General features: G+C 61.8%; 28 protein-coding genes. 12 read left to right on the top strand and 16 right to left on the bottom strand.

All coding sequences use genetic code 11. The features are described 5' to 3' along the window. Positions 1-7 precede the first annotated feature (7 nt). Entirely contained in the window at positions 8-1,435 is a 1,428-nt protein-coding gene (locus P3S72_RS28720) for a coniferyl aldehyde dehydrogenase (protein WP_276195309.1), read from the bottom strand. Positions 1,436-1,581: 146 nt separating this feature from the next. On the opposite strand from P3S72_RS28720, the gene P3S72_RS28715 reads away from it, so the two are divergent. Further along, complete coding sequence (locus P3S72_RS28715) at positions 1,582-2,253, top strand: TetR/AcrR family transcriptional regulator (protein WP_276195308.1); 672 nt, start codon at positions 1,582-1,584, stop codon at positions 2,251-2,253. Between the two features lie 33 nt (positions 2,254-2,286). Further along, entirely contained in the window at positions 2,287-3,141 is an 855-nt protein-coding gene (locus P3S72_RS28710; RefSeq protein ID WP_276195307.1) for a sulfurtransferase, read from the top strand. A gap of 27 nt (positions 3,142-3,168) precedes the next feature. On the opposite strand, the gene P3S72_RS28705 is transcribed toward P3S72_RS28710, so the two are convergent. From P3S72_RS28705 to P3S72_RS28690, 4 genes are all read right to left on the bottom strand, one after another. Continuing rightward, positions 3,169-4,164, bottom strand: coding sequence for a hydrolase (locus tag P3S72_RS28705; protein ID WP_276195306.1), 996 nt, complete (start codon positions 4,162-4,164; stop codon positions 3,169-3,171). 142 nt (positions 4,165-4,306) lie between these two features. Continuing rightward, complete coding sequence (rsmD, locus tag P3S72_RS28700; protein WP_247400266.1) at positions 4,307-4,924, bottom strand: 16S rRNA (guanine(966)-N(2))-methyltransferase RsmD; 618 nt, start codon at positions 4,922-4,924, stop codon at positions 4,307-4,309. Further along, positions 4,924-6,411, bottom strand: coding sequence for a pitrilysin family protein (locus P3S72_RS28695; protein WP_276195305.1), 1,488 nt, complete (start codon positions 6,409-6,411; stop codon positions 4,924-4,926). The genes rsmD and P3S72_RS28695 overlap by 1 nt, the downstream gene beginning before the upstream one ends. Next, a complete protein-coding gene (locus tag P3S72_RS28690) occupies positions 6,404-7,759 on the bottom strand; it encodes a pitrilysin family protein (protein WP_276195304.1) in 1,356 nt (451 codons plus the stop codon). Before P3S72_RS28690 ends, P3S72_RS28695 begins: the two co-directional genes overlap by 8 nt. A 341-nt stretch (positions 7,760-8,100) precedes the next feature. Between P3S72_RS28690 and ftsY the strand changes: the two genes are divergently transcribed. The 4 genes from ftsY to rpoH all read left to right on the top strand — a co-directional run bounded on the left by ftsY (position 8,101) and on the right by rpoH (position 12,112). Continuing rightward, positions 8,101-9,441 carry a signal recognition particle-docking protein FtsY gene (ftsY, locus tag P3S72_RS28685; protein ID WP_276195303.1) on the top strand — a complete coding sequence of 447 codons (1,341 nt, stop codon included), beginning with the start codon at positions 8,101-8,103 and terminating at the stop codon, positions 9,439-9,441. Further along, entirely contained in the window at positions 9,438-10,109 is a 672-nt protein-coding gene (ftsE, locus tag P3S72_RS28680; protein WP_247400282.1) for a cell division ATP-binding protein FtsE, read from the top strand. Before ftsY ends, ftsE begins: the two co-directional genes overlap by 4 nt. Continuing rightward, positions 10,106-11,128 (top strand): permease-like cell division protein FtsX, encoded by a 1,023-nt coding sequence (gene ftsX / locus P3S72_RS28675; protein WP_276195302.1) that lies wholly within the window; start codon positions 10,106-10,108, stop codon positions 11,126-11,128. Before ftsE ends, ftsX begins: the two co-directional genes overlap by 4 nt. 129 nt (positions 11,129-11,257) lie before the next feature. Next, on the top strand, positions 11,258-12,112 hold the full coding sequence (gene rpoH, locus P3S72_RS28670) for an RNA polymerase sigma factor RpoH (protein WP_169376087.1): 855 nt from the start codon (positions 11,258-11,260) through the stop codon (positions 12,110-12,112). Positions 12,113-12,234: 122 nt separating this feature from the next. On the opposite strand, the gene mtgA is transcribed toward rpoH, so the two are convergent. After that, a complete protein-coding gene (mtgA, locus tag P3S72_RS28665) occupies positions 12,235-12,957 on the bottom strand; it encodes a monofunctional biosynthetic peptidoglycan transglycosylase (protein WP_247400302.1) in 723 nt (240 codons plus the stop codon). A gap of 74 nt (positions 12,958-13,031) precedes the next feature. Here mtgA and P3S72_RS28660 point away from each other — a divergent pair, with 74 nt between their 5' ends. The 4 genes from P3S72_RS28660 (at position 13,032) to trmB (ending at position 15,293) form a co-directional block, all read left to right on the top strand. Then, a complete protein-coding gene (locus P3S72_RS28660) occupies positions 13,032-13,412 on the top strand; it encodes a DUF423 domain-containing protein (protein WP_247400304.1) in 381 nt (126 codons plus the stop codon). 85 nt (positions 13,413-13,497) lie between these two features. Continuing rightward, positions 13,498-13,698: a sulfur carrier protein ThiS gene (gene thiS, locus P3S72_RS28655; RefSeq protein WP_247400313.1), complete on the top strand. Its 201-nt coding sequence runs from the start codon at positions 13,498-13,500 to the stop codon at positions 13,696-13,698. Between the two features lie 65 nt (positions 13,699-13,763). Continuing rightward, a complete protein-coding gene (locus tag P3S72_RS28650; RefSeq protein WP_017845016.1) occupies positions 13,764-14,558 on the top strand; it encodes a thiazole synthase in 795 nt (264 codons plus the stop codon). A gap of 9 nt (positions 14,559-14,567) precedes the next feature. Continuing rightward, complete coding sequence (trmB, locus tag P3S72_RS28645; protein WP_276195301.1) at positions 14,568-15,293, top strand: tRNA (guanosine(46)-N7)-methyltransferase TrmB; 726 nt, start codon at positions 14,568-14,570, stop codon at positions 15,291-15,293. A 142-nt stretch (positions 15,294-15,435) separates the two neighbouring features. Here the strand turns inward: trmB and P3S72_RS28640 are convergent, their stop codons facing one another. The 9 genes from P3S72_RS28640 to P3S72_RS28600 form a co-directional block, all read right to left on the bottom strand. After that, positions 15,436-15,759: a DUF3392 domain-containing protein gene (locus P3S72_RS28640; protein ID WP_276195300.1), complete on the bottom strand. Its 324-nt coding sequence runs from the start codon at positions 15,757-15,759 to the stop codon at positions 15,436-15,438. Between the two features lie 19 nt (positions 15,760-15,778). After that, complete coding sequence (gene hemW, locus P3S72_RS28635) at positions 15,779-16,981, bottom strand: radical SAM family heme chaperone HemW (protein WP_276195299.1); 1,203 nt, start codon at positions 16,979-16,981, stop codon at positions 15,779-15,781. After that, positions 16,978-17,574, bottom strand: a complete 597-nt coding sequence (gene rdgB / locus P3S72_RS28630; RefSeq protein ID WP_276195298.1) for an RdgB/HAM1 family non-canonical purine NTP pyrophosphatase — start codon at positions 17,572-17,574, stop codon at positions 16,978-16,980. Before rdgB ends, hemW begins: the two co-directional genes overlap by 4 nt. After that, a complete protein-coding gene (locus tag P3S72_RS28625) occupies positions 17,571-18,005 on the bottom strand; it encodes a DUF4426 domain-containing protein (RefSeq protein ID WP_276195297.1) in 435 nt (144 codons plus the stop codon). The genes rdgB and P3S72_RS28625 overlap by 4 nt, the downstream gene beginning before the upstream one ends. 21 nt (positions 18,006-18,026) lie before the next feature. Continuing rightward, the gene (gene metW / locus P3S72_RS28620) at positions 18,027-18,647 is read right to left on the bottom strand and encodes a methionine biosynthesis protein MetW (protein WP_247407941.1); all 621 of its coding nucleotides are present in this window, start codon (positions 18,645-18,647) and stop codon (positions 18,027-18,029) included. Between the two features lie 7 nt (positions 18,648-18,654). After that, positions 18,655-19,794, bottom strand: coding sequence for a homoserine O-acetyltransferase (locus P3S72_RS28615; RefSeq protein ID WP_247407940.1), 1,140 nt, complete (start codon positions 19,792-19,794; stop codon positions 18,655-18,657). A 104-nt stretch (positions 19,795-19,898) separates the two neighbouring features. Then, positions 19,899-20,486, bottom strand: coding sequence for a YggT family protein (locus P3S72_RS28610; RefSeq protein WP_247407939.1), 588 nt, complete (start codon positions 20,484-20,486; stop codon positions 19,899-19,901). A 39-nt stretch (positions 20,487-20,525) separates the two neighbouring features. After that, positions 20,526-21,344 (bottom strand): pyrroline-5-carboxylate reductase, encoded by an 819-nt coding sequence (proC, locus tag P3S72_RS28605; protein WP_276195296.1) that lies wholly within the window; start codon positions 21,342-21,344, stop codon positions 20,526-20,528. Positions 21,345-21,377: 33 nt separating this feature from the next. Further along, positions 21,378-22,064, bottom strand: a complete 687-nt coding sequence (locus tag P3S72_RS28600; protein WP_253399929.1) for a YggS family pyridoxal phosphate-dependent enzyme — start codon at positions 22,062-22,064, stop codon at positions 21,378-21,380. Positions 22,065-22,121: 57 nt separating this feature from the next. Here P3S72_RS28600 and P3S72_RS28595 point away from each other — a divergent pair, with 57 nt between their 5' ends. Then, positions 22,122-23,156 carry a type IV pilus twitching motility protein PilT gene (locus P3S72_RS28595; protein WP_276195295.1) on the top strand — a complete coding sequence of 345 codons (1,035 nt, stop codon included), beginning with the start codon at positions 22,122-22,124 and terminating at the stop codon, positions 23,154-23,156. Between the two features lie 151 nt (positions 23,157-23,307). On the opposite strand, the gene P3S72_RS28590 is transcribed toward P3S72_RS28595, so the two are convergent. Then, positions 23,308-23,940 carry a C40 family peptidase gene (locus tag P3S72_RS28590; RefSeq protein WP_276195294.1) on the bottom strand — a complete coding sequence of 211 codons (633 nt, stop codon included), beginning with the start codon at positions 23,938-23,940 and terminating at the stop codon, positions 23,308-23,310. A 250-nt stretch (positions 23,941-24,190) separates the two neighbouring features. Between P3S72_RS28590 and P3S72_RS28585 the strand changes: the two genes are divergently transcribed. After that, positions 24,191-24,619, top strand: a complete 429-nt coding sequence (locus P3S72_RS28585; RefSeq protein WP_017845004.1) for an NINE protein — start codon at positions 24,191-24,193, stop codon at positions 24,617-24,619. The last annotated feature ends 68 nt before the right edge of the window (positions 24,620-24,687 follow it).

Here is a 24,687-nt window from a genome sequence, read left to right as displayed (position 1 = left end):
GGCGGTATCAGCGGATAAACAGCTTCTGGATCAACTTCTGGATTGCTTTGCCGTAGGGCGGGTAGATCAACTTCGCGGCGTTCAGGCGTTGCTTGACCAGCACGCCCTTGGCCTTGCTGAACGTGAGGAACCCTTCATGGCCGTGGTAGTGGCCCATGCCCGACGGGCCGATCCCGCCGAAGGGCATGTCGTCCTGGGCCACGTGCAGCAGCGTGTCGTTCAGGCATACGCCGCCGGAGTGGGTTTCGTGGAGCACGCGGTTCTGTTCGCGCTTGTTGTAGCCGAAGTAGTACAGGGCCAGTGGGCGAGGCCGCTGGTTGATGTAGGCAAAGGCTTGATCGATGCCGCGATAAGGCACGATCGGCAGCACCGGGCCGAAGATTTCGTCCTGCATCACCGTCATTTCGTCGCTGACATTCAACAGCAGGCTGTGGGCCATGCGGCGTGCCTGGCCCTGGTCGTACAGGGGGATCAGGGTGGCGCCCTTGTCGGTGGCGTCTTTCACGTAGGCATTGAGTCGGGCCAGTTGCCGCTCGTTGATGATGGCGGTGTAGTCCGGGTTGTCGGCCAACGTCGGGTAAAACCCGTGAAGCGCCTTGCTGTAGGCCTCGACGAAACCCTCGACGCGATCCTCCGGCACCAGCACGTAGTCCGGCGCCACACAGGTTTGCCCGGCGTTCAGGGCTTTGCCGAAGGCGATGCGTTCGGCGGCGTCCTTGAGGGGCACATCGGCGGAAACGATAGCTGGCGATTTGCCGCCGAGCTCCAGGGTGACCGGAGTCAGATGCTCGGCGGCCGCGCGCATCACATGTTTACCGACGCTGGTGGCGCCGGTGAACAGCAGGTGGTCGAAGCGTAGGCTGGAAAACGCGATACCGACTTCGGCCTCGCCCAGCACCACGCACACCAGGTCTTCAGGGAAAACCTTCGCCAGCAGGGTCTTGAGCAGTTCGCCGGTGGCCGGGGTCGACTCGCTGAGCTTGAGCATCACCCGATTGCCGGCGGCCAACGCGCCCACCAGCGGCCCGATGGCCAGGTACAGTGGATAGTTCCAGGGCACGATCACCCCGACCACGCCCAGCGGTTGATAGATGACTTTGGCCGAGGCTGGCTGGAAGGCAATGCCTACAGCGCGGCGGGAAGGTTTCATCCAGCCCTTGAGGTGTTTGCTCGCATAGTGAATGCCATGCAGGCTGGGCATCAGTTCGGCGAACAGGGTTTCGTCGGCGCTGCGGTGGCTGAAGTCCTGGCTGATCGCGTTGATCAGCGCCTGGCGTTCGTCGCTGAGCACTTCGCGCAAGGCCTTGAGCCATTGTTGGCGCTGCGCGGCCGGCGGCATCGGGTTGGCGGCATAGGCGCGGCGTTGGGCGTCGAACAGGCTCTGGAGTTGATCCAGTGTCTGGGAATTTTGCAGGTAGGCAACGTTGGCAGACATGGTGCAATTCCAGATTGTTATTGGTCTGCCTGAATTTTTAGAGTCATTGCTCTAAATTGTCAAATAACATTGCAGCAACAACTGGATTTATCCCGACAAGGTTAGGCCGTAAGATGGTAGATCACGTGTACAGAAGCTGATCCCCTATGGCACCACGAGTAAAGACCAGCGAGCGCATTGTGCAAACCAGCCTGGAGCTTTTTAACCAGCAGGGCGAGCGCAGTGTGAGTACCAACCATATCGCCGCCCATATGGAAATTTCGCCGGGCAACCTGTACTACCACTTCCCCAACAAGCAGGCGATCATCGCCATGCTGTTTCGCGAATACGAAGCCTTGGTCGACAGTTTCCTGCGCCCGCCCCAAGGTCGCGCCATGGTGGTGGATGACAAGCGCTTCTACCTGCAGGCGGTTCTGGCCGGCATGTGGCGCTACCGTTTCCTGCACCGTGACCTCGAGCACCTGCTGGAGAGCGACCCGGAATTGTCCACCGGCTACCGGCGGTTTTCCCAGCGTTGCCTGATTCAGGGTGGCGCCATCTACCAAGGCTTTGTCGATGCCGGCATTCTCACTATGGACCCGGTGCAAACCGAGGCGCTGACTCTCAATGCCTGGATCATCCTCACCTCCTGGGTGCGGTTTTTGTGTACCACCAATGAAAAATCCACGCATTTGAGCGCTGAAGCGATCAAGCGCGGGGTGTATCAGGTGCTGGTGCTGGAGGCGGGGTTTGTCACGCCGCAGGCAAAAAAAGAGGTGGATGCACTGTTCAAAGAGTTTTACGTGCCGTTGAACCAGGCACTGGAAGAAGTGAAGTAGGACCTTTCCCGAATCTGTTCACAGGAGTCCGTCATGCCGCTTGCCCAACTGATCAGCCCCCAGCAACTGGCCGAGCGCCAACAGCGCGGCGCTCTGGTGCTACTTGACTGCCGCTTTGCCCTGGAAGATCCGGACTACGGCCTGTGCAGCTATGCCGAAGGGCATATCGAGGGCGCGCAATATGCCGACCTGGAGCGTCATCTCAGCGGGCCGGTGACCAAGGGTGTGACCGGGCGTCACCCGTTGCCGCAGGCGCAGGCGTTGGCCGAGCAACTGCGTGTCTGGGGCGTGAACGCCGATACCGATGTGGTGCTCTACGACGACGGCCCCGGTGCCTTTGCTGCCCGCGCTTGGTGGTTGCTGGCCTGGCTGGGCAAGCGCGACGGCGTGTTTATCCTGGACGGTGGCCTGAAGGCCTGGCATTCAGCCGGTTTCCCGTTAAGCCTGGATGCGCCGTTGATCGAGCGCGGCACCTTGGTCGGCGCGCCGGACAATCGCCTGCTGCTGGATGCCGAGCAGTTGCAAAAACGCCTGGGCCAACCGGGCCTGACCCTGATCGACGCCCGCGCCCAGCCGCGCTTTCGCGGCGATGTCGAGCCTATCGATCCGATTGCCGGGCACATTCCCGGTGCGCAATGTGCGGCGTTCACCGAAAACCTCGGCAGCGACGGGCGTTTTTTGCCGGCCGAGCAGCTCAAGCAGCGCTTCGCCGCCCAGTTGCAAGGCCGTTCGCCGGATGAATTGGTGGCGTATTGCGGTTCGGGCGTGACGGCGTGCCATAACCTGTTCGCCCTGAGCCTGGCGGGTTACCCGTTGTGCACGTTGTATGCGGGGTCGTGGAGTGAGTGGATTACCGATCCGGCGCGGGAAATCGCGACGGGCGACTAAGTTGTCCCGCGCATAACCCCACATGGTTTAACGGGGTTGTGTCAGCAACCATTGCGGAATCCGCCGCTCCAGGTAGTAACCGGGGCGCTTCAGGGAGCCATCGACAAACCCCACATGCCCACCCTTGGCCAGCAATTCGAACTCGGTGCAATCCGACAATTCGCTGGCTTCGGGCAGGCTATGGGTGAACACAAACGGGTCATCGGCCGCGTGGATGATCAGGGTCGGCGTGCGGATATCGCCCAGGTAGTAACGGCTCGACGCGCGGCGGTAATAGTCTTCGGCACTCAGGAAACCATGCAGCGGCGCGGTGACCCGGCCGTCGAAGTCCCAGAACGTGCGCATCTTCTCCAGAGACCCGAGTGACGCCAGGGTTTTAAGCCCTTCAGCACGACCATCCTGTAAAAAGCGGCTTTGTTTGACGCGGATATACGCGACCATCTCGCGCATGAAGTGCTTCTGATACACCCGCGAAAAGCCCAGGCCGATGCGATCGGCGCACTGATCCAGGCGAAACGGCACCGACACCGCCGCCGCACCTTGCAGCCCCGAATTCGCGCCGGTTTCGCCCAAATGCTTGAGCAGCACATTGCCGCCGAGGGAATAACCCACCGCATACAACGGCGCCAACGGCCGCTTGGCGCGCAGATGCGCAATCGCTGCCGCCAAATCTTCGCTGGCGCCCGAGTGGTAGCTGCGCGGCAACAGGTTTGGCTCCCCCGAGCAACCGCGCCAGTTCAAGGCCGCACTGGCCCAACCTTGGGCGGCGAGGACTTTTTGCAGGCCGGCCACGTAAGGCGAATTGGACGAGCCGGTCAGCCCATGCAGCACCAGTACCAGCGGCGCAAGTGCGTCATGGGGGCCATGCCAGTCGAGGTCGAGAAAGTCGCCGTCGTCCAGCCATAGGCGTTCGCGTTGCCGTTCGAGGTGCGTCGTGGGGCGCCACAGCGGGCCCCACAGCGTTTGCAGGTGTGGATTGCCGAGGCCGAAGGCGGGTTTGAACAGGTCTGAAGAAGGGGTCATGACACTCTCTGTAGCACGCGGACTCACTGTGGCGAGCGAGCTTGCTCGCGTTGGGCTGCGCAGCAGCCCCATGAAGAACGCCGCATTTATTCAGTCAGAACACTATTTCAGCCCGGCGCGAGCAAGCCCGCTCGCCACAGGTTTAGACCGCGGGCTGTACCGAGCGCTGCCACAGCGCGTAATACACCCGCCCGGATTTCTGTTCCCGGTGCAGGCGCCAGCTCCCGGGCAGGCCCAGGCTGGACGGCGCGCTCTCGCTTTCGGTGTAGATCCACGCGTCCGGCGCCAGCCATTGGCGCTCTTCGAGCAACGCGCACACGGTCGGCAACAGGTTCTGGTTGAACGGAGGATCGAGGAACACCACGTCGTATTCGCTGGCGGCCTGGGTTTCCAGGTAGCGCAGCGCGTCGGCGGTCTGGACCTGGCCGTTGGTGCAGCGCAGGGTGCCCAGGTGTTCCTTGAGGCTGGACACCGCCACGTTGCTGGCATCCAGCGCCTGTGCCTGGGCCGCGCCACGGGACAAGGCCTCCAGGAACAGCGCGCCGCTGCCGGCAAACGGGTCGAGTACCTTGGCCCCGGCGATGTACGGCGCCAGCCAGTTGAACAGGGTTTCGCGCACGCGATCCGGCGTTGGGCGCAGGCCCACGACGTCGGGGAAGCTGAGCTTGCGGCTGCCCCATTCACCGCCAATGATGCGCAGTTGGCCCACACCGTTATGCACGTTGTGGACAGGTTTTTTCGGGCGAGATGAACTGGCCATTAATGCTCCGGAACCCCGAGCGGCTGCTCGGCAGGTTTATCAGTGGGGGGCGGTAGTGGCTTTTGCGCAGTCGTCGGGCCGGCGGTCACGATGACCATCTTGTCGGCGCTCAGGTGTTTATTCAAAGCCGCTTTGACCTGCTCTACGGTCAGGGCCTGGGATTGTTTCATGAAATCTTCCAGATAGCTCAGCGGCAGGTTGTAGAAACCCATGGCGCCCAGTTGCCCGACGATATCGGCGTTGCTTGCGGTGGACAGCGGGAAGCTGCCGCTGAGCTCGCGCTTGGCGTCATCCAGCTCCTTTTGTGTCGGGCCGGTCTTGAGATAGTCAGCCAGCACCTCTTCCACCAGGCGCAAGGTGCCGCCGCTCATTTCCGCGCGGGTCTGCAGGTTGATCATGAACGGGCCGCGCACCTGCATCGGTGAGAATCCGGAGTAGACGCCGTAGGTCAGGCCGCGCTTTTCGCGCACTTCACTCATTAAGCGGGTGCCGAAGCCACCGCCGCCGAGGATCTGGTTGCCCAGGGACAGGGCGGCGTAGTCCGGGTCGGCGCGATCGATGCCCAGTTGGGCGAACAGCAGGTGCGTCTGCTTGGATGGGAACTCGATATGGCTCAAACCGGCCTTGGGCTCGGTCGGCTGGGCGATCTTCGCCAGCGCCGGGCCTTTGGGCAGTGATGCAGAAACCTTGGCGGTCATGGCTTCGGCCTCGGCGCGAGTCAGGTCGCCCACCACGGCAATCACTGCGTTACCTGCGGCATAGGCCTTGGCGTGGAATGCCTGCAACTGCGCCTGGGTGATCTTCGGGACGCTCTCGGCCGTGCCTTCGCTCGGGTGAGCATACGGGTGGTCGCCGTACAGGCGCTTGAACAGCTCCAGGCTCGCCAGTTTGCCGGGGTTCTGCTTCTGGTACTCAAAGCCGGCGAGGATCTGGTTCTTGATGCGCGCCAGGGAGTCGGCGGGGAAAGTCGGTTTGCCGATCACCTGGTCAAACAGCGCCAGGGCGGCGTCGCGCTTGTCGCTGTCGCTCAGGCTGCGCAGGGAGACCAGCGCCATGTCGCGGTAAGCGCCATTGCCAAAGTCCGCGCCGAGGCCTTCAAAGCCGCTGGCGATCTGGCTCACATTCTTGCCTGGCACGCCTTCGTTGAGCATGGCGTTGGTCATCAGCGCCACGCCCGGGACGTCGCCGTCATGGCTGCTGCCGGCGGCGAACAGGATGCGCATGTCGAACATCGGCAATTCGTGGGCTTCGACGAACAGCACCTTGGCGCCTTCGGCGGTGTTCCAGGTTTGCACGTCGAGCTTGCGGTTGGTCGGCGCCTTGCCGTCCAGCTCCGCCAGGGATTGCAGCGTGTTGGCCGACTGGGCTTTTTCCAGGGCCGGGCTGGCGACGGATTCGCTTGGGCGCAGGAAATACACGGCGCTCGCTGCGATCAAGGTGACGGCGATCAGGCCGGGCAGGATCAGGCTGCTATTGCGATCACTCATGAGCGGTCTCCTCAGGCAGGACATGGGCGACGCTGAGACGTTCGCGGGTGAAGTAAGTACGTGCGGCCTTCTGGATATCGTCCGGGGTCACGCTTTGCAGGTCGGCCAGTTCGGTGTCCATCAGTTTCCAGGACAGGCCGACGGTTTCCAGGGAGCCTATGGCGGTGGCCTGGCTGGTAATGGAGTCACGCTGGTAGACCAAGCCGGCGATGACCTGAGCGCGGATACGCTCCAGCTCTTCGGCGGTCGGCGGCTTGCCTTTGAGTTCTTCCAGCAGGCGCCACAGGCCGGCTTCGGCTTGGGCGATGGTCTTTTTCTTCTGTTGGTTGGGGGTGGCGCTCAGGGTGAACAGGCTGTCACCGCGGGTGTAGGCGTCGTAGTGGGTGGAGGCGGCGGATACCAGCTCTTCACCCCGTTCCAACTGTTCCGAAATACGTGCGCTGTAGCCGCCATCGAGCAGGGCCGAGATCAGGCGCAGGGCTTGTACCGAGCGTTTGTCTGTCGCGGTGGCCAGGCCGGGCACGTTGAAGCCCAGGATCACGCTCGGCAGTTGGGTTTGCACATGCAGGGTCAGCAAGCGCTCGCCGGGCTCGGCCAGTTCCAGCGGGATCTTGGCCGGCGGTACATCACGCTTGGGGATTGGGCCGAAGTAGCGCTGGGCCAGGTTCTTCACCTCGTCCGGGGTCACGTCGCCGACCACTACCAGGGTGGCGTTATTCGGCACATACCAGGACTGGTACCAGTGGCGCAGCTCTTCGACCTTCATGCGGTCCAGGTCGGCCATCCAGCCGATGGTCGGCGTGTGGTAGCCGCTGGCCGGGAACGCCATGGCCTTGAAGCGCTCGAAGGCCTTGGACATCGGGCTGTCGTCGGTGCGCAGGCGGCGTTCTTCCTTGATCACCTCGATCTCGCGGCTGAACTCGTCGGCCGGCAGGCGCAGGCTGGCCATGCGGTCGGCTTCGAGTTCGAAGGCGACACCCAGGCGGTCACGCGCCAGCACCTGGTAATAGGCGGTGTAGTCGTCGCTGGTGAAGGCGTTTTCTTCGGCGCCCAGGTCGCGCAGGATCAGCGAGGCTTCGCCGGGGCCGACCTTGGCGCTGCCCTTGAACATCATGTGTTCCAGTGCGTGGGACAAGCCGGTCTGGCCCGGGGTTTCGTAGCTCGAGCCGACTTTGTACCAGACCTGGGAAACCACCACCGGCGCGCGATGATCTTCGCGCACGACCACTTTGAGGCCGTTATCCAGGGTGAATTCATGGGTGGGTTGTGGGTCGGCAGCCAAGGCTGAGAGGGGCAGACAAACTGTGCTGAGCAGCAGGCCTGCGGCGCGGCGGGCTAGAGCATTCATTCGTTTTTAAACCTGTTGGGCTGCCCGCTTGGTCTTAGCGTCGGCGGGCGAGGAGGTGCTAGGATACTGATCCGATTTGGGGACGGCCACTGCGGTCGTCATCTTGTTCCGGTCCCAGTCGTAGGAATGTTGAAAAAGAGGGTGATTTTCCCCGATAATCTTCAGCTTTTCGCCGATTTTATCGCTTCAGTTTCATATTGAATCGATTTGTTGAGGCGCTTATTTACGCCTCACAAAATGTTGCGCATGAACGAGCGAGCGTTAAAGCAGTCTGTTCTTCATTGAATTTTTATTTACCGAGGCGCCCTTGGCGCGTCGCTACCTTGAGATAGCCGTCCTCCATGTTTGGTTCCAACGACGACAAGAAGAGCCCAGCTGCGGCTGGCGAGAAAAAAGGCCTGTTCGGATGGCTGCGCAAAAAGCCGCAGGAAACCGTCGTCGAACAGCCGCAGGTTCAATCTGAGCCGATCCCGGAGCCCGTCGTAGACGCCGCACCGCTGGCGCCGGTGGTGTTGCCGATGGCTGAACCGGTGTTGCAGCCGGTGGTTGAAACCGCATCGGAGCCCGAGCACAAGCCGTGGCTGGAACTGCCGGTGGCCGAAGAGCCCGTGGCACTGGTCGACGATGTGCAGGCCGAGCACTTGACGCCGCCGATTCCGCTGGTTGAGCCGGTGGCGGTCGAGCCGACTCCCGCGCCCGCCGTGATTGAGCCGCCTGCCGAGCCCGAGCCCGTTGTTGCTGCCGAAACCAGCAAAACCGGGTTCTTTGCCCGTCTCAAGCAAGGCCTGAGCAAAACCAGCGCAACCATCGGCGAAGGGATGGCCAGCCTGTTCCTGGGCAAAAAGACCATCGATGACGAACTGCTGGAAGACATCGAGACTCGCCTGCTGACCGCTGACGTGGGCGTCGAAGCCACCGCCGTGATCATCCAGAGCCTGACCCAGAAGGTCGCGCGCAAGCAGTTGACCGACGCCGATGCGCTGTACAAATCCCTGCAGGCCGAACTGACCGCGATGCTCAAACCGGTGGAAGCGCCGCTGGTGATCAGCCAGAAGACGCCGTTCGTGATCCTTGTGGTGGGCGTCAACGGTGCTGGCAAGACCACCACCATCGGCAAACTGGCCAAGAAGCTGCAACTGGAAGGCAAGAAAGTCATGCTCGCCGCCGGCGATACCTTCCGCGCCGCCGCCGTCGAGCAGCTGCAGGTCTGGGGCGAACGCAACAAGATCCCGGTGATCGCCCAGCACACCGGTGCCGATTCCGCGTCGGTGATCTTCGATGCCGTGCAAGCCGCAAAGGCCCGTAACATTGACGTGCTGATCGCCGATACCGCCGGTCGCCTGCACACCAAAGACAATCTGATGGAAGAGCTGAAGAAAGTGCGCCGCGTGATCGGCAAGCTCGACGCCGAAGCCCCGCACGAAGTCTTGCTGGTGCTCGACGCCGGTACGGGCCAGAACGCTATCAGCCAGGCCAAACAATTCCACCAGACGGTGCAATTGACCGGCCTGGCATTGACTAAGCTCGACGGCACGGCCAAGGGCGGCGTGATCTTCGCCCTGGCCAAACAGTTCGGGTTGCCGATTCGTTACATCGGCGTCGGTGAAGGTATCGACGACCTGCGCACCTTTGAAGCCGAACCCTTTGTCCAGGCACTGTTTGCCGAGCGGGAGCGTTCATGATTCGATTCGAACAGGTCGGTAAACGCTACGCCAACGGGCATGTCGGCTTGCATGAGCTGAGCTTTCGAGTGCGTCGCGGCGAATTCTTGTTTGTCACCGGCCATTCGGGTGCCGGCAAAAGTACCCTGTTGCGCTTGCTGCTGGCCATGGAACGCCCGACCACCGGCAAACTGCTGCTGGCGGGCCAGGACCTGGCCACCATCAGCAATTCGCAGATTCCGTTCCTGCGCCGCCAGATCGGCGTGGTGTTCCAGAACCACCAGTTGCTGTTCGATCGCACGGTGTTCAATAACATCGCGCTGCCGTTGCAGATCCTTGGGCTGTCCAAGGCCGAAATCATCAAACGTGTGGACTCGGCCCTGGAGCGCGTGGCGCTGTCGGACAAGACCGACCTCTATCCCGGCGACCTGTCCACCGGCCAGCAACAGCGCGTCGGCATCGCTCGCGCCATCGTCCACCGTCCGGCCTTGCTGCTGGCGGACGAACCCACCGGTAACCTCGACCCGCGCCTGGCGGCCGAGATCATGGGCGTGTTCGAAGACATCAATCGCCTGGGCACCAGCGTGCTGATCGCCAGTCACGACCTGGCACTGATCGCGCGTATGCGCCATCGCATGCTGACCCTGCAACGCGGTCGCCTGATCGGTGACGGGGAGGCCGGCGTATGAGTGCGACACGCAGCCCCAAGGTTTCCGAGCGCGTGGCGCCGAAACCGGCCGACCCGCAACCGAAAAAGAAAAAACACGACGAAGACGATGGCCCCGACTTCGCCACGCTGCTGCGCGCCTGGGTCGAAAACCACCGTGCCAGCCTGCTCGACAGCCTGCGCCGCCTGGCCAAGCAGCCAATCGGCAGCTTTTTCACCTGCATGGTGATGGCAGTGGCCTTGAGCCTGCCGATGGGCTTGTCACTGCTGCTTAATAATGTGGAGCGCCTTGGCGGTTCCTGGCAACGCGCGGCGCAGATTTCGCTGTACCTGAACCTGGACGCCAGCGCCAAAGATGGCGAGGCCTTGCGCGAAGAGATCAAGAACCTGCCGGGCGTGGCGGATGCCGAGTACATCAGCCGCGATCAGGCCCTTGAGGAATTCCAGCAACAGTCAGGCTTGGGTGAGGCGCTCAAAGAGCTGCCGCAGAACCCGCTGCCGGGCGTGGTGCTGGTGACACCCAATGAAGTCGACAAGCCAGCGCTGGAAGCCCTGCGACAAAAACTCGCAGAGATGCCCAAGGTGCAACAGGCGCAACTTGATCTAGTCTGGGTAGAGCGCCTGGCGGCGATTCTCAAGCTGGGTGACCGCTTTGTGTTCGGCCTGACGGTATTGTTGGTGTCTGCATTACTTTTGGTGATAGGTAATACCATTCGTCTTCATATTGAAAACCGCCGCACCGAGATAGAAGTGATTAAACTGGTCGGCGGCACGGACAGCTATGTGCGTCGTCCTTTTCTGTACATGGGCGCGCTTTATGGCTTCGGTGCGGGAATTTTGTCCTGGGGCTTATTGGCGTTCGGCCTGGACTGGCTGAACGACGCGGTTATCGGGCTGGCCGGCTTGTACGGCAGTGATTTCGCCCTGGCCGGAGTGCCGGTCGCAGATGGTCTGTCGCTCTTGCTTGGCGCGGTCTTGTTGGGGTATATCGGTGCGTGGATTGCGGTCGCACGGCATTTACGTGAGCTGGCACCGAAGTAGTTAATGTCAGATTAATGTGGTTTCGTTTGTATTGACCGTATCAGTGGTTTAGGGAACTTGTCTTACGGTTCCCGGTCAATTTTCGCAGTGCTGAACTGCACGAGTTATGTGAGTCGGAGGTTTTTTCGTATGACCACTTCTTTGCAACCTGTCTATGCCTTGGCCCCAGGTGCGAACCTTGAGGCCTATGTGCATACGGTCAACAGCATTCCATTGCTGACGCCGGAGCAGGAGCGTGAACTGGCCGAGAGTCTCTACTATGAGCAGGATTTGGGGGCGGCTCGGCAGATGGTGCTCGCCCACCTGCGTTTTGTCGTACATATCGCCCGTAGCTATAGCGGCTACGGCCTGGCCCAGGCAGACCTGATCCAGGAAGGCAACGTCGGCCTGATGAAGGCTGTGAAGCGCTTTAACCCGGAAATGGGTGTGCGCCTGGTGTCGTTCGCCGTGCATTGGATCAAGGCGGAAATCCACGAGTTCATCCTGCGCAACTGGCGCATCGTGAAAGTCGCGACCACCAAGGCCCAGCGCAAGCTGTTCTTCAACCTGCGCAGCCAGAAAAAACGCCTGGCGTGGCTGAACAACGAGGAAGTCCACCGCGTGGCCGAAAGCCTTGGTGTGGAACCGCGTGAAGTGCGCGAGATGGAAAGTCGCCTGACCGGCCATGACATGGCCTTCGACCCGGCCGCCGAAGCGGACGACGACAGCGCCTTCCAATCGCCGGCCAACTACCTGGAAGACCACCGGTACGACCCGGCGCGTCAACTCGAAGATGCCGATTGGAGCGACAACTCCAACCACAACCTGCACGAAGCGCTGGAAGTGCTGGACGACCGTAGCCGTGACATCCTCTACCAGCGCTGGCTGGCCGAAGAAAAAGCCACGCTGCACGACTTGGCGCAGAAGTACAACGTGTCGGCCGAGCGAATTCGTCAGCTTGAGAAAAGCGCGATGAACAAGCTGAAGCTGTCGATCGCTGCTTAAAAGTGTGGGAGGGGGCTTGCTCCCGATAGCAGAGTGTCAGTCGACATCAAGGTGACTGATCCACCGCTATCGGGGGCAAGTCGAATCGTCGCACCGCCCCTCCCACATTTGTCTGTGTTGTGTTAGTCGGACCAGGGTGCCTTGCGCGAATTGTTCAACTCAACCAAATAGCCATCCCCACCCAACTGGCCCATCTGCTGGCGAATCCACGCCGCCCGCCGCGCCACATACGCCGTCGGATGGCTGGCGCTCCACACCCGCGGATTGGGCAACACCGCCGCCAGGTAGCTGGCCTGCTGCCGAGAAAGCGCCTTGGCACTCACCCCAAAGTGATGGCGCGCCGCTGCTTCGGCGCCGAACACCCCTTCATCCCATTCCACGCTGTTGAGGTATACCTCAAGAATCCGCTGCTTGGGCCACAGTACTTCGATCAGCCCGGTAAACCAGGCCTCCAGGCCCTTGCGCAGATAACTGCGGCCGGCCCACAGGAACAGGTTCTTCGACACCTGCTGGCTCAGCGTACTGGCGCCACGGATCGAGCCGCCGCGCTCGTTGTGCAGGATTGCCGCCTGGATCGCGCCAAAATCGAAGCCCCAATGCTCGGGGAAACGCTGGTCTTCACCCGCCATCACCGCCACTTTGAGGTCGTTGGAAATCTCATCCCACGGCACCCAGGTGCGCTGCAGGTCAATCGGCTCGCCGTCAAACCAGGACTCGATCTTGCGCTCCACCATCAGTGCGGTGAACGGCGGCGGTACGACACGAAACAGCAGCACCAGCAACACGCTGCCGATGGCAAACCATTTCACGACTTTGAAAACACGACTGAAGAGGATACGCAGCATAGAGATGGCTTGGCCGAACCCGTTGAGCGGGCCATTATACAGACCCTGCCCAATGAGTCTGACTGGAGTTCCTCATGCTGCGTGGCTTTCTGATGTTGGCTGCCTTTTTCGGCTTCACCGGTGTCGCTCTCGGTGCGTTCGCCGCCCACGGCCTGAAAAACCGCCTGAGCGCCGAGTACCTGGCGATCTTCCATACCGGCGTGACCTACCAATTGGTCCACACCCTGGCGCTGTTCGGCGTGGCGCTGCTCGCCGCGCACCTGCCCGGACGCCTGGTCACGTGGGCGGGCGTGTCGTTTGTCGTCGGCATCCTGCTGTTCTCCGGCAGCCTGTACGTGCTGACGATGACCGGCATCAGCAAGCTCGGCATCATCACGCCGTTTGGCGGCCTGGCGTTTCTGCTCGGTTGGTTCCTCCTGGGGCTGGCGGCGTGGCGCTTGCAACTGGCGGCTTGAAGCGCGCCGCTGATCAAAGGGTCTTGGGCCAGCTACGCCAATCGGGCTAGAATGCTTGCCCCTAAAAACGATGGCGGCCCATGGCATGCGCATTCAGTTGAACGGCGAATCCCTTGAACTGCCCGACGGCGAAACCGTCGCGGCCCTGCTGACCCGTCTGGACCTGACCGGGCGTCGCGTCGCAGTGGAACTCAACCAGGATATCGTCCCGCGTAGCCAGCACGCCGAGACCGCGCTCACCGAAGGTGATCAGGTGGAAGTGGTCCACGCCATCGGCGGCGGCTAGTCCTTCGCGCCACGCCTACGTGGCCCCGAATTCTGCAGAACCTCACCCCATTTCGAGGATTTCCCATGAGCATCGTTCGTAGCGACAAGCCCTTCGTCCTGGCCGGTCGTACCTACCAGTCCCGTCTGCTGGTCGGCACCGGCAAGTACCGCGACATGGAAGAAACCCGCCTGGCCATCGAAGCCTCGGGCGCCGAGATCGTGACCGTGGCCGTGCGTCGCACCAACATCGGCCAGAACCCGGGCGAACCGAACCTGCTGGATATCCTGCCGCCGGACCGCTACACCATCCTGCCGAACACCGCCGGGTGCTACGACGCCATCGAAGCCGTGCGCACCTGCCGCCTGGCCCGTGAACTGCTCGACGGCCACAATCTGGTGAAGCTGGAAGTGCTGGCCGACCAGAAAACCCTATTCCCCAACGTGATCGAAACCCTCAAGGCCGCCGAAACCCTGGTCAAGGAAGGCTTCGACGTGATGGTCTACACCAGCGATGACCCGATCATCGCCCGCCAACTGGCCGAAATCGGCTGCATCGCCGTGATGCCGCTGGCCGGCCTGATCGGCACTGGCCTTGGGATCTGCAACCCGTACAACCTGCAGATCATCCTCGAAGAAGCCAAGATCCCGGTGCTGGTGGATGCCGGCGTGGGCACTGCCTCCGACGCCACCATCGCCATGGAACTGGGCTGCGAAGCTGTGCTGATGAATTCGGCCATCGCCAATGCCCAACAGCCGATCATGATGGCCGAAGCCATGAAACACGCCATCGTCGCGGGCCGCCTGGCCTACCTCGCCGGGCGCATGCCGAAAAAACTCTACGCCAGCGCCTCCTCGCCGCTGGATGGTCTGATCAAGTAAGAGCCATTGATGACTGAATCAAACGAAACGCCGAACACCGTGGAACAGGGCGACGAGTCCAAGCACCGCCGCATCAAGAGTTTTGTGATGCGCGCCGGTCGCATGACCGAAGGCCAGCAAAAGGGCCTGGAGCAAGGCACGCCGCTGTTCGTCCTGCCCCTGGCCGATGCGCCGGTGGACTATGACCCAGTGTTCGGCCGTTCGGCCCCGCGCTCCCTGGAAATCGGCTTCGGCATGGGCCACTCCCTGCTGGAAATGGCCGCAGCCGCGCCGGAACAGGATTTCATCGGTGTGGAAGTCCACCGCCCGGGTGTCGGCGCGCTGCTCAATGGCGTGCTGACTCAGGGGTTGACCAACCTGCGGGTCTACGACTGCGACGCGATTGAAGTGCTCAACCGCTGCATCGCCGACAACAGCCTCGACCGCCTGATGCTGTTTTTCCCGGACCCATGGCACAAAAGCCGTCACCACAAGCGCCGCATCGTCCAGGCGTCTTTCGCCGAGTTGGTGCGTAGCAAGCTGAAAGTCGGCGGCGTCCTGCACATGGCCACCGACTGGGAACCCTACGCGCAATACATGCTGGAAGTGATGAACGTCGCCCCCGGCTACCGCAACCTCGCCGAAGACGGCAAATGCGTGCCACGCCCGACCGAACGCCCGATCACCAAGTTCGAACGTCGCGGCGAGCGGTTGGGGCATGGGGTGTGGGATTTGAAGTTCGAGAAGCTGGCTTAACCCGCGCTCGGCATTGGAATGCAGTAAAAATGTGGGAGGGGGCTTGCCCCCGATAGCTGAGTGTCAGTCGACATCAAGGTGACTGAGCCACCGCTATCGGGGGCAAGCCCCCTCCCACATTTGTTTTATGTTGGGTTTGAGATCAGCGGCGGTCTGCGACGACGCCGATCAACACCAGCACCACCACCAATACCGGCGCCAGGCTGTAGTTATTGAACTGGCTCAACCCCCGCACAATCCACGGCGTGGCGTAGATCAGCGCCGCGCCGCTGCCGATCATGCACAGCAGGGCCATCAACGGCACGCGCAATGCGCCGGCGATGCTGCCGAGGCGGGCTTCGACCCAGCTTTTGATGTCGGCCCCGAACAGCACCAACAGGCAGCCGACGAGGGCCAGGGAGATTTCCGACAGGTTGCTGCGGCTCCAGCGGGATACCGTGGCGAGCAGGTCGAGTACCAAATCCATTCGATTTCCTTAAGAGCGATCAGCTCAAAAACTTCTGTAGCAGGTCATTGAGAAAAAGTTGCCCGCGGTCGGTCGCCGCCAGGCGTGACGGTTCGACCTGCATTAAGCCACTTTGTTCTGCTTCGGTGCGGCCTTCGGCGAGGCTCGTCAGGTCCAGCCCGGTGCGTTCGGCGTAGAGCCTGGCGTCGACGCCTTCGGTGAGGCGCAGGGCGTTCATCAGGAACTCGAACGGTAGCTCTTCGTTGGTCAGCTCCTTCGCGCCGGCCAGGAAACTTTTGTCCGGGTTTAGGTAGTCCTTCGGTGCGCGGGTCTTCCAGGTACGGACGATGCGCCCGTCCGGGTGGCTGAGCTTGCCGTGTGCGCCAGCACCGATGCCGATGAAGTCACCAAAGCTCCAGTAGTTGAGGTTGTGTCGCGCCGCACGCCCCGGTTGCGCATAGGCCGAGACTTCATATTGCGCGTAACCGTGTTCGGCCAGCAGCGCCTGGCCGGCTTCCTGGATATCCCACAGGGTGTCGTCTTCCGGCAGCGTTGGCGGCTGGTTCCAGAAGACGGTGTTGGGCTCCAGGGTCAGTTGGTACCACGATAGATGGGTCGGATTGAGCGCGATGGCCTGGCGCAGGTCGCTCAGCGCGTCGTCCAAGGACTGATCGGGCAAACCGTGCATCAGGTCCAGGTTGAAGTTGTCGAACCCGGCCTGGCGCGCCATGCCGGCGGCGCGCACGGCTTCATCGCCATTGTGGATGCGGCCCAGGGCTTCGAGTTTTTCCTGCTGGAAGCTCTGGATGCCGATGGACAGGCGATTGATTCCCAGCTTGCGGTAAGCCACGAACTTTTCTTGCTCGAACGTCCCCGGGTTGGCTTCCAGGGTGATCTCGATGTTGTCGGCAAACGGGATGCGCGCTTGTACGCCCTTGAGCAGGCGGCCCAGCGCGACGGCGCTGAACAGGCTCGGCGTGCCGCCACCGAAGAAGATCGAGCTCAGCTCCCGACCATAAACGGCGTGTAGGTCCTGATCGAGGTCGGCCAGCAGCGCGTCGACGTACTCTTCTTCCGGTAACACTGGGCTGGCGGTGTGGGAGTTGAAGTCGCAATAAGGGCATTTGCGCACGCACCACGGGATGTGGATGTACAGCGCCAGGGGCGGCAATTGGGGCAGGGCCGCACGGGGTGTTTGCGCGCCGCCGTGGATCAGCGGCTGCGCAGAGGTGTTCTCGGTCATTTCAAGCTCAGGCGTTGGCGCAGCAAAGCCATGGCGCGGGCGCGGTGGCTGATCTGGTTTTTGTCGGCCGGGCTCAGTTCGGCGCTGGAGACATTGCGCTCCGGCACCCAGAACAGCGGGTCATAGCCAAACCCATGTTCACCGCTGGCCGCATGCAGGATGCGCCCGTGCCACAGGCCTTCGCAGAGGATCGGCAGCGGATCATCGGCATGCCGCACCAGGGCCAGCACACAGACAAACTGCGCGCCGCGCTCGGCATCCGGCACGTCCTTGAGGGCGTCGAGCAGCTTGGCGTTGTTCGCCGCGTCGCCTTTACCGTCGGCATAACGCGCCGAGTAGATGCCGGGGGCGCCGCCGAGGAAATCCACCGCCAGGCCCGAGTCGTCCGCCAGCGCCGGCAGGCCGGACAGGCGTGCGGCGTTGCGCGCTTTGAGGATAGCGTTTTCGACGAACGACAGGCCCGTCTCTTCCGGCTCGACCTGGCTGAACTCGCCGATCGAACGCAGTTGCACGGACTCGCCGAGCATGGCCTGGAGTTCTTTGAGTTTGCCAGCGTTATGGCTGGCCAGTACGAGTTGAGTCAGGTTCATCATTCTGCCGGAAACAGTTCCTGATTGAATTGGAAACCATGGGCCTTGCCGCCGGCTTCAACGTTGATGGTGAAAACTCGTACTTCCTGTTGCGGTACGTTGTAGGGCGCGAGGTAATAGATCGCACCTTTCTCGGTAATCTGCTTGAACGTCAGGATTTCGCTCCTGCCGCTCAGGTCCTTGATCGTGCCGGTCACTTGCGCGGCCACGGGCGTCACGCCCTTGACCACGGCCACGTTGATCAACCCCTTGTTCTTACTGCGTACCACGCCAACCGCCTGGGCCGTTTCGGGTTGCAGGAAGCTGGAAGTGAAGGTGTTGTAGTGCACGGTGATATCGCCAAATTCTTTCTGGCGCTTACTGTCGATAGCATCGGCGGCCATGGCGCTTGCGCCCAGGCATGCGGTGAGTAGAAAAACAGCCAGACGACTCATGAGCGTCCCTCTTGAAAATGATTAGACGGCAATCTTGTGATCTGTCAGGCCAGGGCTGCTGACCCGGTAAATCCCGATTTCGCCCAACAGGTTGGGCCATAGTTTACTTGCCCAGCCGTGGCGGTGCTGTTGATCGACGGCAAGGCGGTTGATCACCTTGGCTTCCCGCTCGCTACACAGGGCTTCGAAGTCTTCGAAGGTGCAAAAGTGGATGTTCGGTGTGTTGTACCACGTGTACGGCAGGAAATCCGAGACCGGCATGCGGCCCTTGGTGGCCAGGTACCAGCGGCAGCGCCAGTGACCGAAGTTGGGGAAGGTGATGATGCACTGGCGGCCGACGCGCAGCATTTCGTCGAGGATGCGGTCCGGGTAATGCACCGCTTGCAAGGCCTGGGTCATCACCACGACGTCGAAGCTGTTGCTGGCAAAGTTGCCCAGGCCCTTGTCCAGGTCCTGCTCGATCACGTTGATGCCCTTGGCCACGCACTGGGCGATGTTGTCCGGGTCGTTTTCCAGGCCGTAGCCGGTGACTTGCTTGTGGTCGCGCAGCCAGCTCAGCAGTTCGCCATCGCCGCAGCCAAGGTCGAGCACGCGGCTGCCGGCGGGTATCCAGTCTTGGATGATTTCCAGGTCGGCTCTCATGGCGTTCTCACAAAATTATGCGGTTCATGTAGTTGCTGAACGCCTGCAGATAACGAGGGATCGGGATCAGGAAGGCGTCGTGGCCTTGCGGAGCATCGATTTCCAGGTAGCAGACGTCTTTCTTCGCCGCCATCAAGGCATCCACCAGTTCCCGCGAGCGGGCTGGCGAGAAGCGCCAGTCGGTGGTGAACGACATCACGCAGAACTTGGCCGACGCGCCCTCGAAGGTTTTCGCCAGGTCGTCGTCGAAGTTGGCCGCCGGGTCGAAGTAGTCCAGGGCCTTGGTCATCAGCAGGTAGGTGTTGGCGTCAAACCGCCCGGAGAACTCTTCGCCCTGATACCGCAGGTAGCTTTCCACCTGGAACTCGACGCTGTGGAAGTCGTAGTTGAGCTTCTCGCTCTTGAGGCCACGGCCGAATTTCTCGCCCATGGAGTCGTCGGACAGGTAGGTGATATGCCCGACCATCCGCGCCAGCATCAAGCCGCGCTTGGGGATCACGCCGGCTTCCTGGAACGAACCGCCGTGAAAGTCCGGGTCGGTCAGGATCGCCTGGCGCGCCACTTCGTTGAAGGCGATGTTCTGCGCCGACAACTTGGGGGCCGAGGCGATGGCCAGGCAATGGCGCACGCGATCGGGGTAAGTGATGGTCCACTGCAGGGCTTGCATGCCGCCGAGGCTGCCGCCGATCACGGCGGCCCATTGCCGGATGCCCAGCAGGTCGGCCAGACGCGCCTGGCTGTGTACCCAGTCTTCCACGGTCAGTACCGGGAAGTCGGCGCCGAAGGGCTTGCCGGTTTCCGGGTTGAGGCTGCTGGGGCCGGTCGAGCCGTTGCAGCCGCCGAGGTTGTTCAGGCTGACCACAAAGAATTTGTTGGTATCGATGGGTTTGCCGGGGCCGATGCAGCTGTCCCACCAGCCGGGCTTGCGCTCGTCGACGCTGTGGAAGCCGGCGGCATGATGATGGCCGGACAAGGCGTGGCAGATCAGCACGGCGTTGCTCGCGGTGGCGTTCAACTGGCCGTAGGTTTCATAGATCAGGTCGTAGGCTGGCAGCGAACGGCCGCAGGCCAGGGCCAGCGGTTCGCTGAAGTGCGCCACTTGGGGCACGACCAGTCCAACAGAATCGGGGGGAAAGGCAGTTGGCATCGACCCTGCTCTCGTTTAAATGAGGCGTAAGTCTAAAGACCGCTGCCCCTAGCGGCAAGCAAAGGCCGGAGGTTATCCGGCCCTGATACACAAGCGGCGCTGAATCAGATCAGCCCGAACAGCTCTTTGGGCATGAACGCGTAGAACGCAAGGCGCGGGATCACCCAGCTTTGCAGGAGCTGGATCGCGATAAACGCGAAGATCGGCGAGATATCCAGGCCGCCCAGGTTGGGGATCAAGCGGCGGAACGGCGCCAGCACGGGTTCGGTGATCTGGGCGACCAGTTCGGCCCCGGGGCTGCGGCTGCCGGGTGCGACCCACGAGAGGATCACGCTGATGATCATCGACCAGAAGATGATCTTTAAAAACAGCGAGAAAACCCCGATCAGCGCCCATGGCAACAGCAGGAGGGTCAAGGCCTGGTAGCCACTGAGCGTCAGGATCACCGCGAACAGCAGGATTTGCAGCAGCAGCGCCAGTACCAGCGAGGACATGTCCAGCCCAAACAGGCTAGGGATCACCCGGCGCAGGGGCTTGAGCAACGGCTGGGTGGCCTTCACCACGAACTGGCACAGCGGGTTGTAGAAGTTCGCCCGCACCAATTGCAGGATAAAGCGCATCAGCACGATCAGCAGGTACAGGCTGCCTAGGGTCTGGATGATGAAAATGGCAGCGTCATTGATTCCGAGCATGTTCGATTCCTATCTAGTCCTGTTGCAGGTTGGGGACGACTATTTGCCCAGTTGCTCGGCCATCTCGGCCGAACGATGTGCCGCGGCACCCAGTGCTTTTTCCACCAGGGCTTCGAAGCCCCCGGCCTGGAACGATTCGATGGCGGCTTGCGTGGTGCCGCCCGGGGAGGTCACACGGCGGCGCAACTCGGCGGCATCCACGTCGCTGGATACGGCCATCTGTGCGGCGCCCAGGGCGGTTTGCTCGGCCAGTTGCTCGGCGATGTCCTGGGGCAGGCCCAGTTTCACGCCGGCAGCGGTCATGGCCTCGATCAGCAGGAAGAAGTACGCCGGGCCACTGCCGGAGACGGCGGTCACTGCGTCCAGTTGCTGCTCCTGTTCCAGCCACACGGCGAGGCCCACGGCAGACAGCAGCGCCTGAGCCTGGTCACGCTGTTCGGCGCTGACTCCGGCGGTTGCATACAAACCGCTCACGCCTTTGCGCAGCAGCGCCGGGGTGTTGGGCATGCAGCGCACGATGGGCTGGGCGCCGAGCCAGTTGGTCATGCTGGCGCAGGTGATGCCGGCGGCAATGGACACCACCAACTGGTGGGGCTGCAGGCTCGGGCGCAGGCTTTCGCACACGGCCTTCATGGCTTGCGGCTTGACCGCCAGCACGATCACGTCGACGCCCTGGATGGCCTCGGCGTTGTCGGCGAAGGTGTCGATACCGTGCTCGGCGCTGACGCGGGTGCGGGTTTCGGCGCCGGGGTCGCTGGCACGGATCTGTTGGGCTTGCAGGCCCTTGGCCCGCAGGCCGCCGATCAGGCTGGCCGCCATGTTGCCGGCGCCGATAAAGGCAATACGCGTGTTGCTCATGACAGGTCCTTATTCAGTGGGAGGTCAGCCATTTCACGGCTGGCCGTAGTCGCGGGCGCCAAACAGGGCGGTACCGATCCGCACCCAGGTGGCGCCTTGGGCGATGGCCGACTCAAGGTCGTGGCTCATGCCCATGGAAAGTGTGTCGAGCGGCAGGTTCAGGCTGGCCTGCAGGTCGCGGACGGTGGCGAAGGCGGCGTCCTGCGCGGCGCGGTCTTCCGTCGGCTCAGGGATCGCCATCAGGCCCCGCAGTTTTACGCGCGGCAGGGCGCTGATCGCTTGGGCCAGGGCCGGCAGGTCGGCGGGCGTGCAGCCGGACTTGCTGGCTTCGCCACTGACGTTGACCTGGATGCAGATGTTCAGCGGCGGCAGGTCGGCCGGGCGTTGTTCAGACAGGCGTTGTGCAATTTTCAGACGGTCCACGGAGTGCACCCAAGCGAAGTTCTCGGCGATCGCACGAGTCTTGTTCGATTGAATGGGGCCGATGAAGTGCCAACTCAAGGGCAGGTCGGTTAATTCGGCCTGTTTGCCCAAGGCTTCCTGCAGGTAGTTTTCGCCGAAATCACACATCCCGGCGGCATAGGCTTCGCGCACGGCTTGCGCGGGCTTGGTCTTGCTCACGGCCAGCAGGTGGATGCTGTTTGCGTCACGTTGCACGGCGTCGGCTGCGGCGCGGATGCGCTGGCTAACCAGGCCAATGTTGTCTGCTATCGTCGACATTCAAGATGCGCCCGTGGATATGGAGTCCGCGGCATTCTACTGGAAATGGAAAGCCCTATGGATATCACTGAATTACTCACGCAAAGCGTGCACCGGGGCGCCTCCGACCTGCACCTGTCGGCCGGCCTGGCGCCGATGCTGCGGGTGGATGGCGAGGTATGGCCGCTGGATGGGCCGGTGCTGTCAGCCACTCACGTGGCGGATTTGCTTAGCCCTTTGCTCAACCGCTATCAACAAAAGGATTTCGAAACATCTCTTGAAACGGATTTTGCCTTCGAGCTGCCCGGCGTGGGGCGATTCCGGGTGAATGTGTTCCAGCAGGCGCGCGGCATGGGTGCGGTGTTTCGTAGCATCCCCGCGCAGGTCCAGAGCCTGGAAAGCCTTGGGTTGGGCGCTGTGTTCCAGCGTATCGCCCAGTTGCCGCGCGGCCTGGTGCTGGTGACCGGGCCCACCGGCTCGGGCAAGTCCACCACCCTGGCGGCGATGGTCGATCACCTCAACCAGCATCGGCGCCAGCACATCCTCACGCTGGAAGACCCCATCGAATTTATCCACCTGCCCAACCGGTCCCTGATCAACCAGCGCCAGGTGCATCGCGACACCCAGAGTTTTTCGGCTGCCTTGCGCTCGGCGCTGCGGCAAGACCCGGATGTGATCCTGGTGGGTGAACTGCGTGACCTGGAAACCATCCGCCTGGCGCTGACGGCGGCTGAGACCGGGCATCTGGTCTTCGGCACCCTGCACACCGCGTCGGCGGCCAAGACCGTGGATCGCCTGGTGGACGTGTTCCCGGCGGGGGAAAAGCCCATGGTCCGCTCGATGCTCTCGGAGTCGCTGCAGGCGGTGGTGTCCCAGGTGCTGGTCAAGAAGATCGGCGGTGGGCGCGTGGCGGCCCATGAAGTCATGCTGAGCACGCCGGCCATTCGCAATCTGATCCGCGAAGACAAGCTGGCGCAGATGGTCTCGGCCATGCAGACCGGCGGGGCGTTGGGGATGAAGACGCTGGATATGAGTTTGAAGGCGTTGGTCACGGAGGGCGTGATCAGCCGGGAAGCGGCGCGGGAGAAGGCGAGGGTGCCGACAGACATATGAGATCTTGTGGGCAATGAAATCAAATGTGGGAGGGGCTTGCCCCCGATTGCAGTGGGTCAGCTACAGATAAGCTGACTGGTCCACCGCTATCGGGGGCAAGTCGAATCGTCGCACCGCCCCTCCCACATTGGTACTGTATTCCAGCTTTAGATCAACGTTGGACGATCCGCAGGTTGTTCTGTTCTTTCGGCAGAACCCGTTTGGCGATTACGTAGTTCTTGTCCCAGAACGGTTTCTTCAGCGTATCGATGCTGACCGACTTGCCACGACGCGGTGCGTGGATAAAGCGGTCGTTGCCCAGGTAGATGGCTACGTGGTTAACCTTGCGGCTCTTCAATTTGAAGAAAAGCAGGTCGCCCGGTTTCAAGTCCTTGCGATCAACCTTCTGCCCGTGGCCGGCGGCCATGGCGTTGGAGGTGCGCGGTAAATCCACGGCGGCAACGTTGTTAAACGCATATTTCACCAAGCCGCTGCAGTCGAAGCCTTTACTTGGGCTGCTGCCGCCCCAACGATAAGGTGTACCGAGCACATTAACGGCGCGGCTGAGCACGGTGCTTTGCTTGGTGTTGCCTGCCATCAGGGCGGGTGCTGCCTTACCGTGGGCCTTGCTCAGTTGAGTCGGGCGGCTGACGGTCGGCTTTACGGATTTGGCCGTACTGGGCGTGCTGTGAACTTTAGGGGTGAAACCGTTGACGTTAGGAAGTCGTTGCTCACGATTGGTGGCGTGGGCGGCCAGTGGCATTAATAGGCAAATGGTTAGCCATGTCTTGAAAAATGGTCGCATTAGGCGTGGCTCTTATGGGTTTGCGCGCAACTTTATAACAGCTTTTTGTGTCGTTCTCAGGCCGTTTGTCGACTGAACCTTGGGGTCAAACTCAGGAAATGCGCGACGAATCGCCGCAATTGTCCTACACAAGTCAGGTGGCATAAGGCTTTCAGGGGAGGGAAGATACCATCGGCCATACGTCGGGCGCATGTAAAAAAGTCACAAAGAAAGTGAAAAAATTTATCTATCGCAGCCAAAGAGGTACTCCATGAACACCTATCGACAGGATGTTTCGCAGCAAGACACCCACAGCAAGGTGATCGGTTACCTGCTCTGGATTTTTGGTTTTACCGGCGCGCATCGCTTCTATTACGGCAAACCCGTCACTGGGACGATCTGGTTTTTCACGTTGGGCTTGTTGGGTATTGGCTGGCTGATCGACTTGTTCCTGATTCCGGCCATGGACCGTGAAGCCGACCTGCGTTTTACCGCCGGCCCGATCGAATACAACGTGGCCTGGATTCTGTTGGCGTTTCTCGGGGTGTTCGGTGTACACCGGATGTACCAGGGCAAATGGATCACCGGCCTGCTCTACCTGCTGACCGGCGGCCTGTTTCTGGTGGGGGTGCTGTATGACTTCTGGACGTTGAATACGCAGATTTCGATCCGTAACGCCGAGCTAAGGGGCGGGCGCTGAATCTCTCACCCATACAGACAGGCAAATGTGGGTGGGGGCTTGCCCCCGATGGCGGTGGACCAGTCAGC

The sequence above is a fragment of the Pseudomonas sp. D3 genome, assembly GCF_029320995.1.
Classification (GTDB): domain Bacteria; phylum Pseudomonadota; class Gammaproteobacteria; order Pseudomonadales; family Pseudomonadaceae; genus Aquipseudomonas; species Aquipseudomonas paraveronii.
Note: the sequence above shows the minus strand (reverse complement) of the source record. Positions and strands in the feature narration are given on the sequence as shown.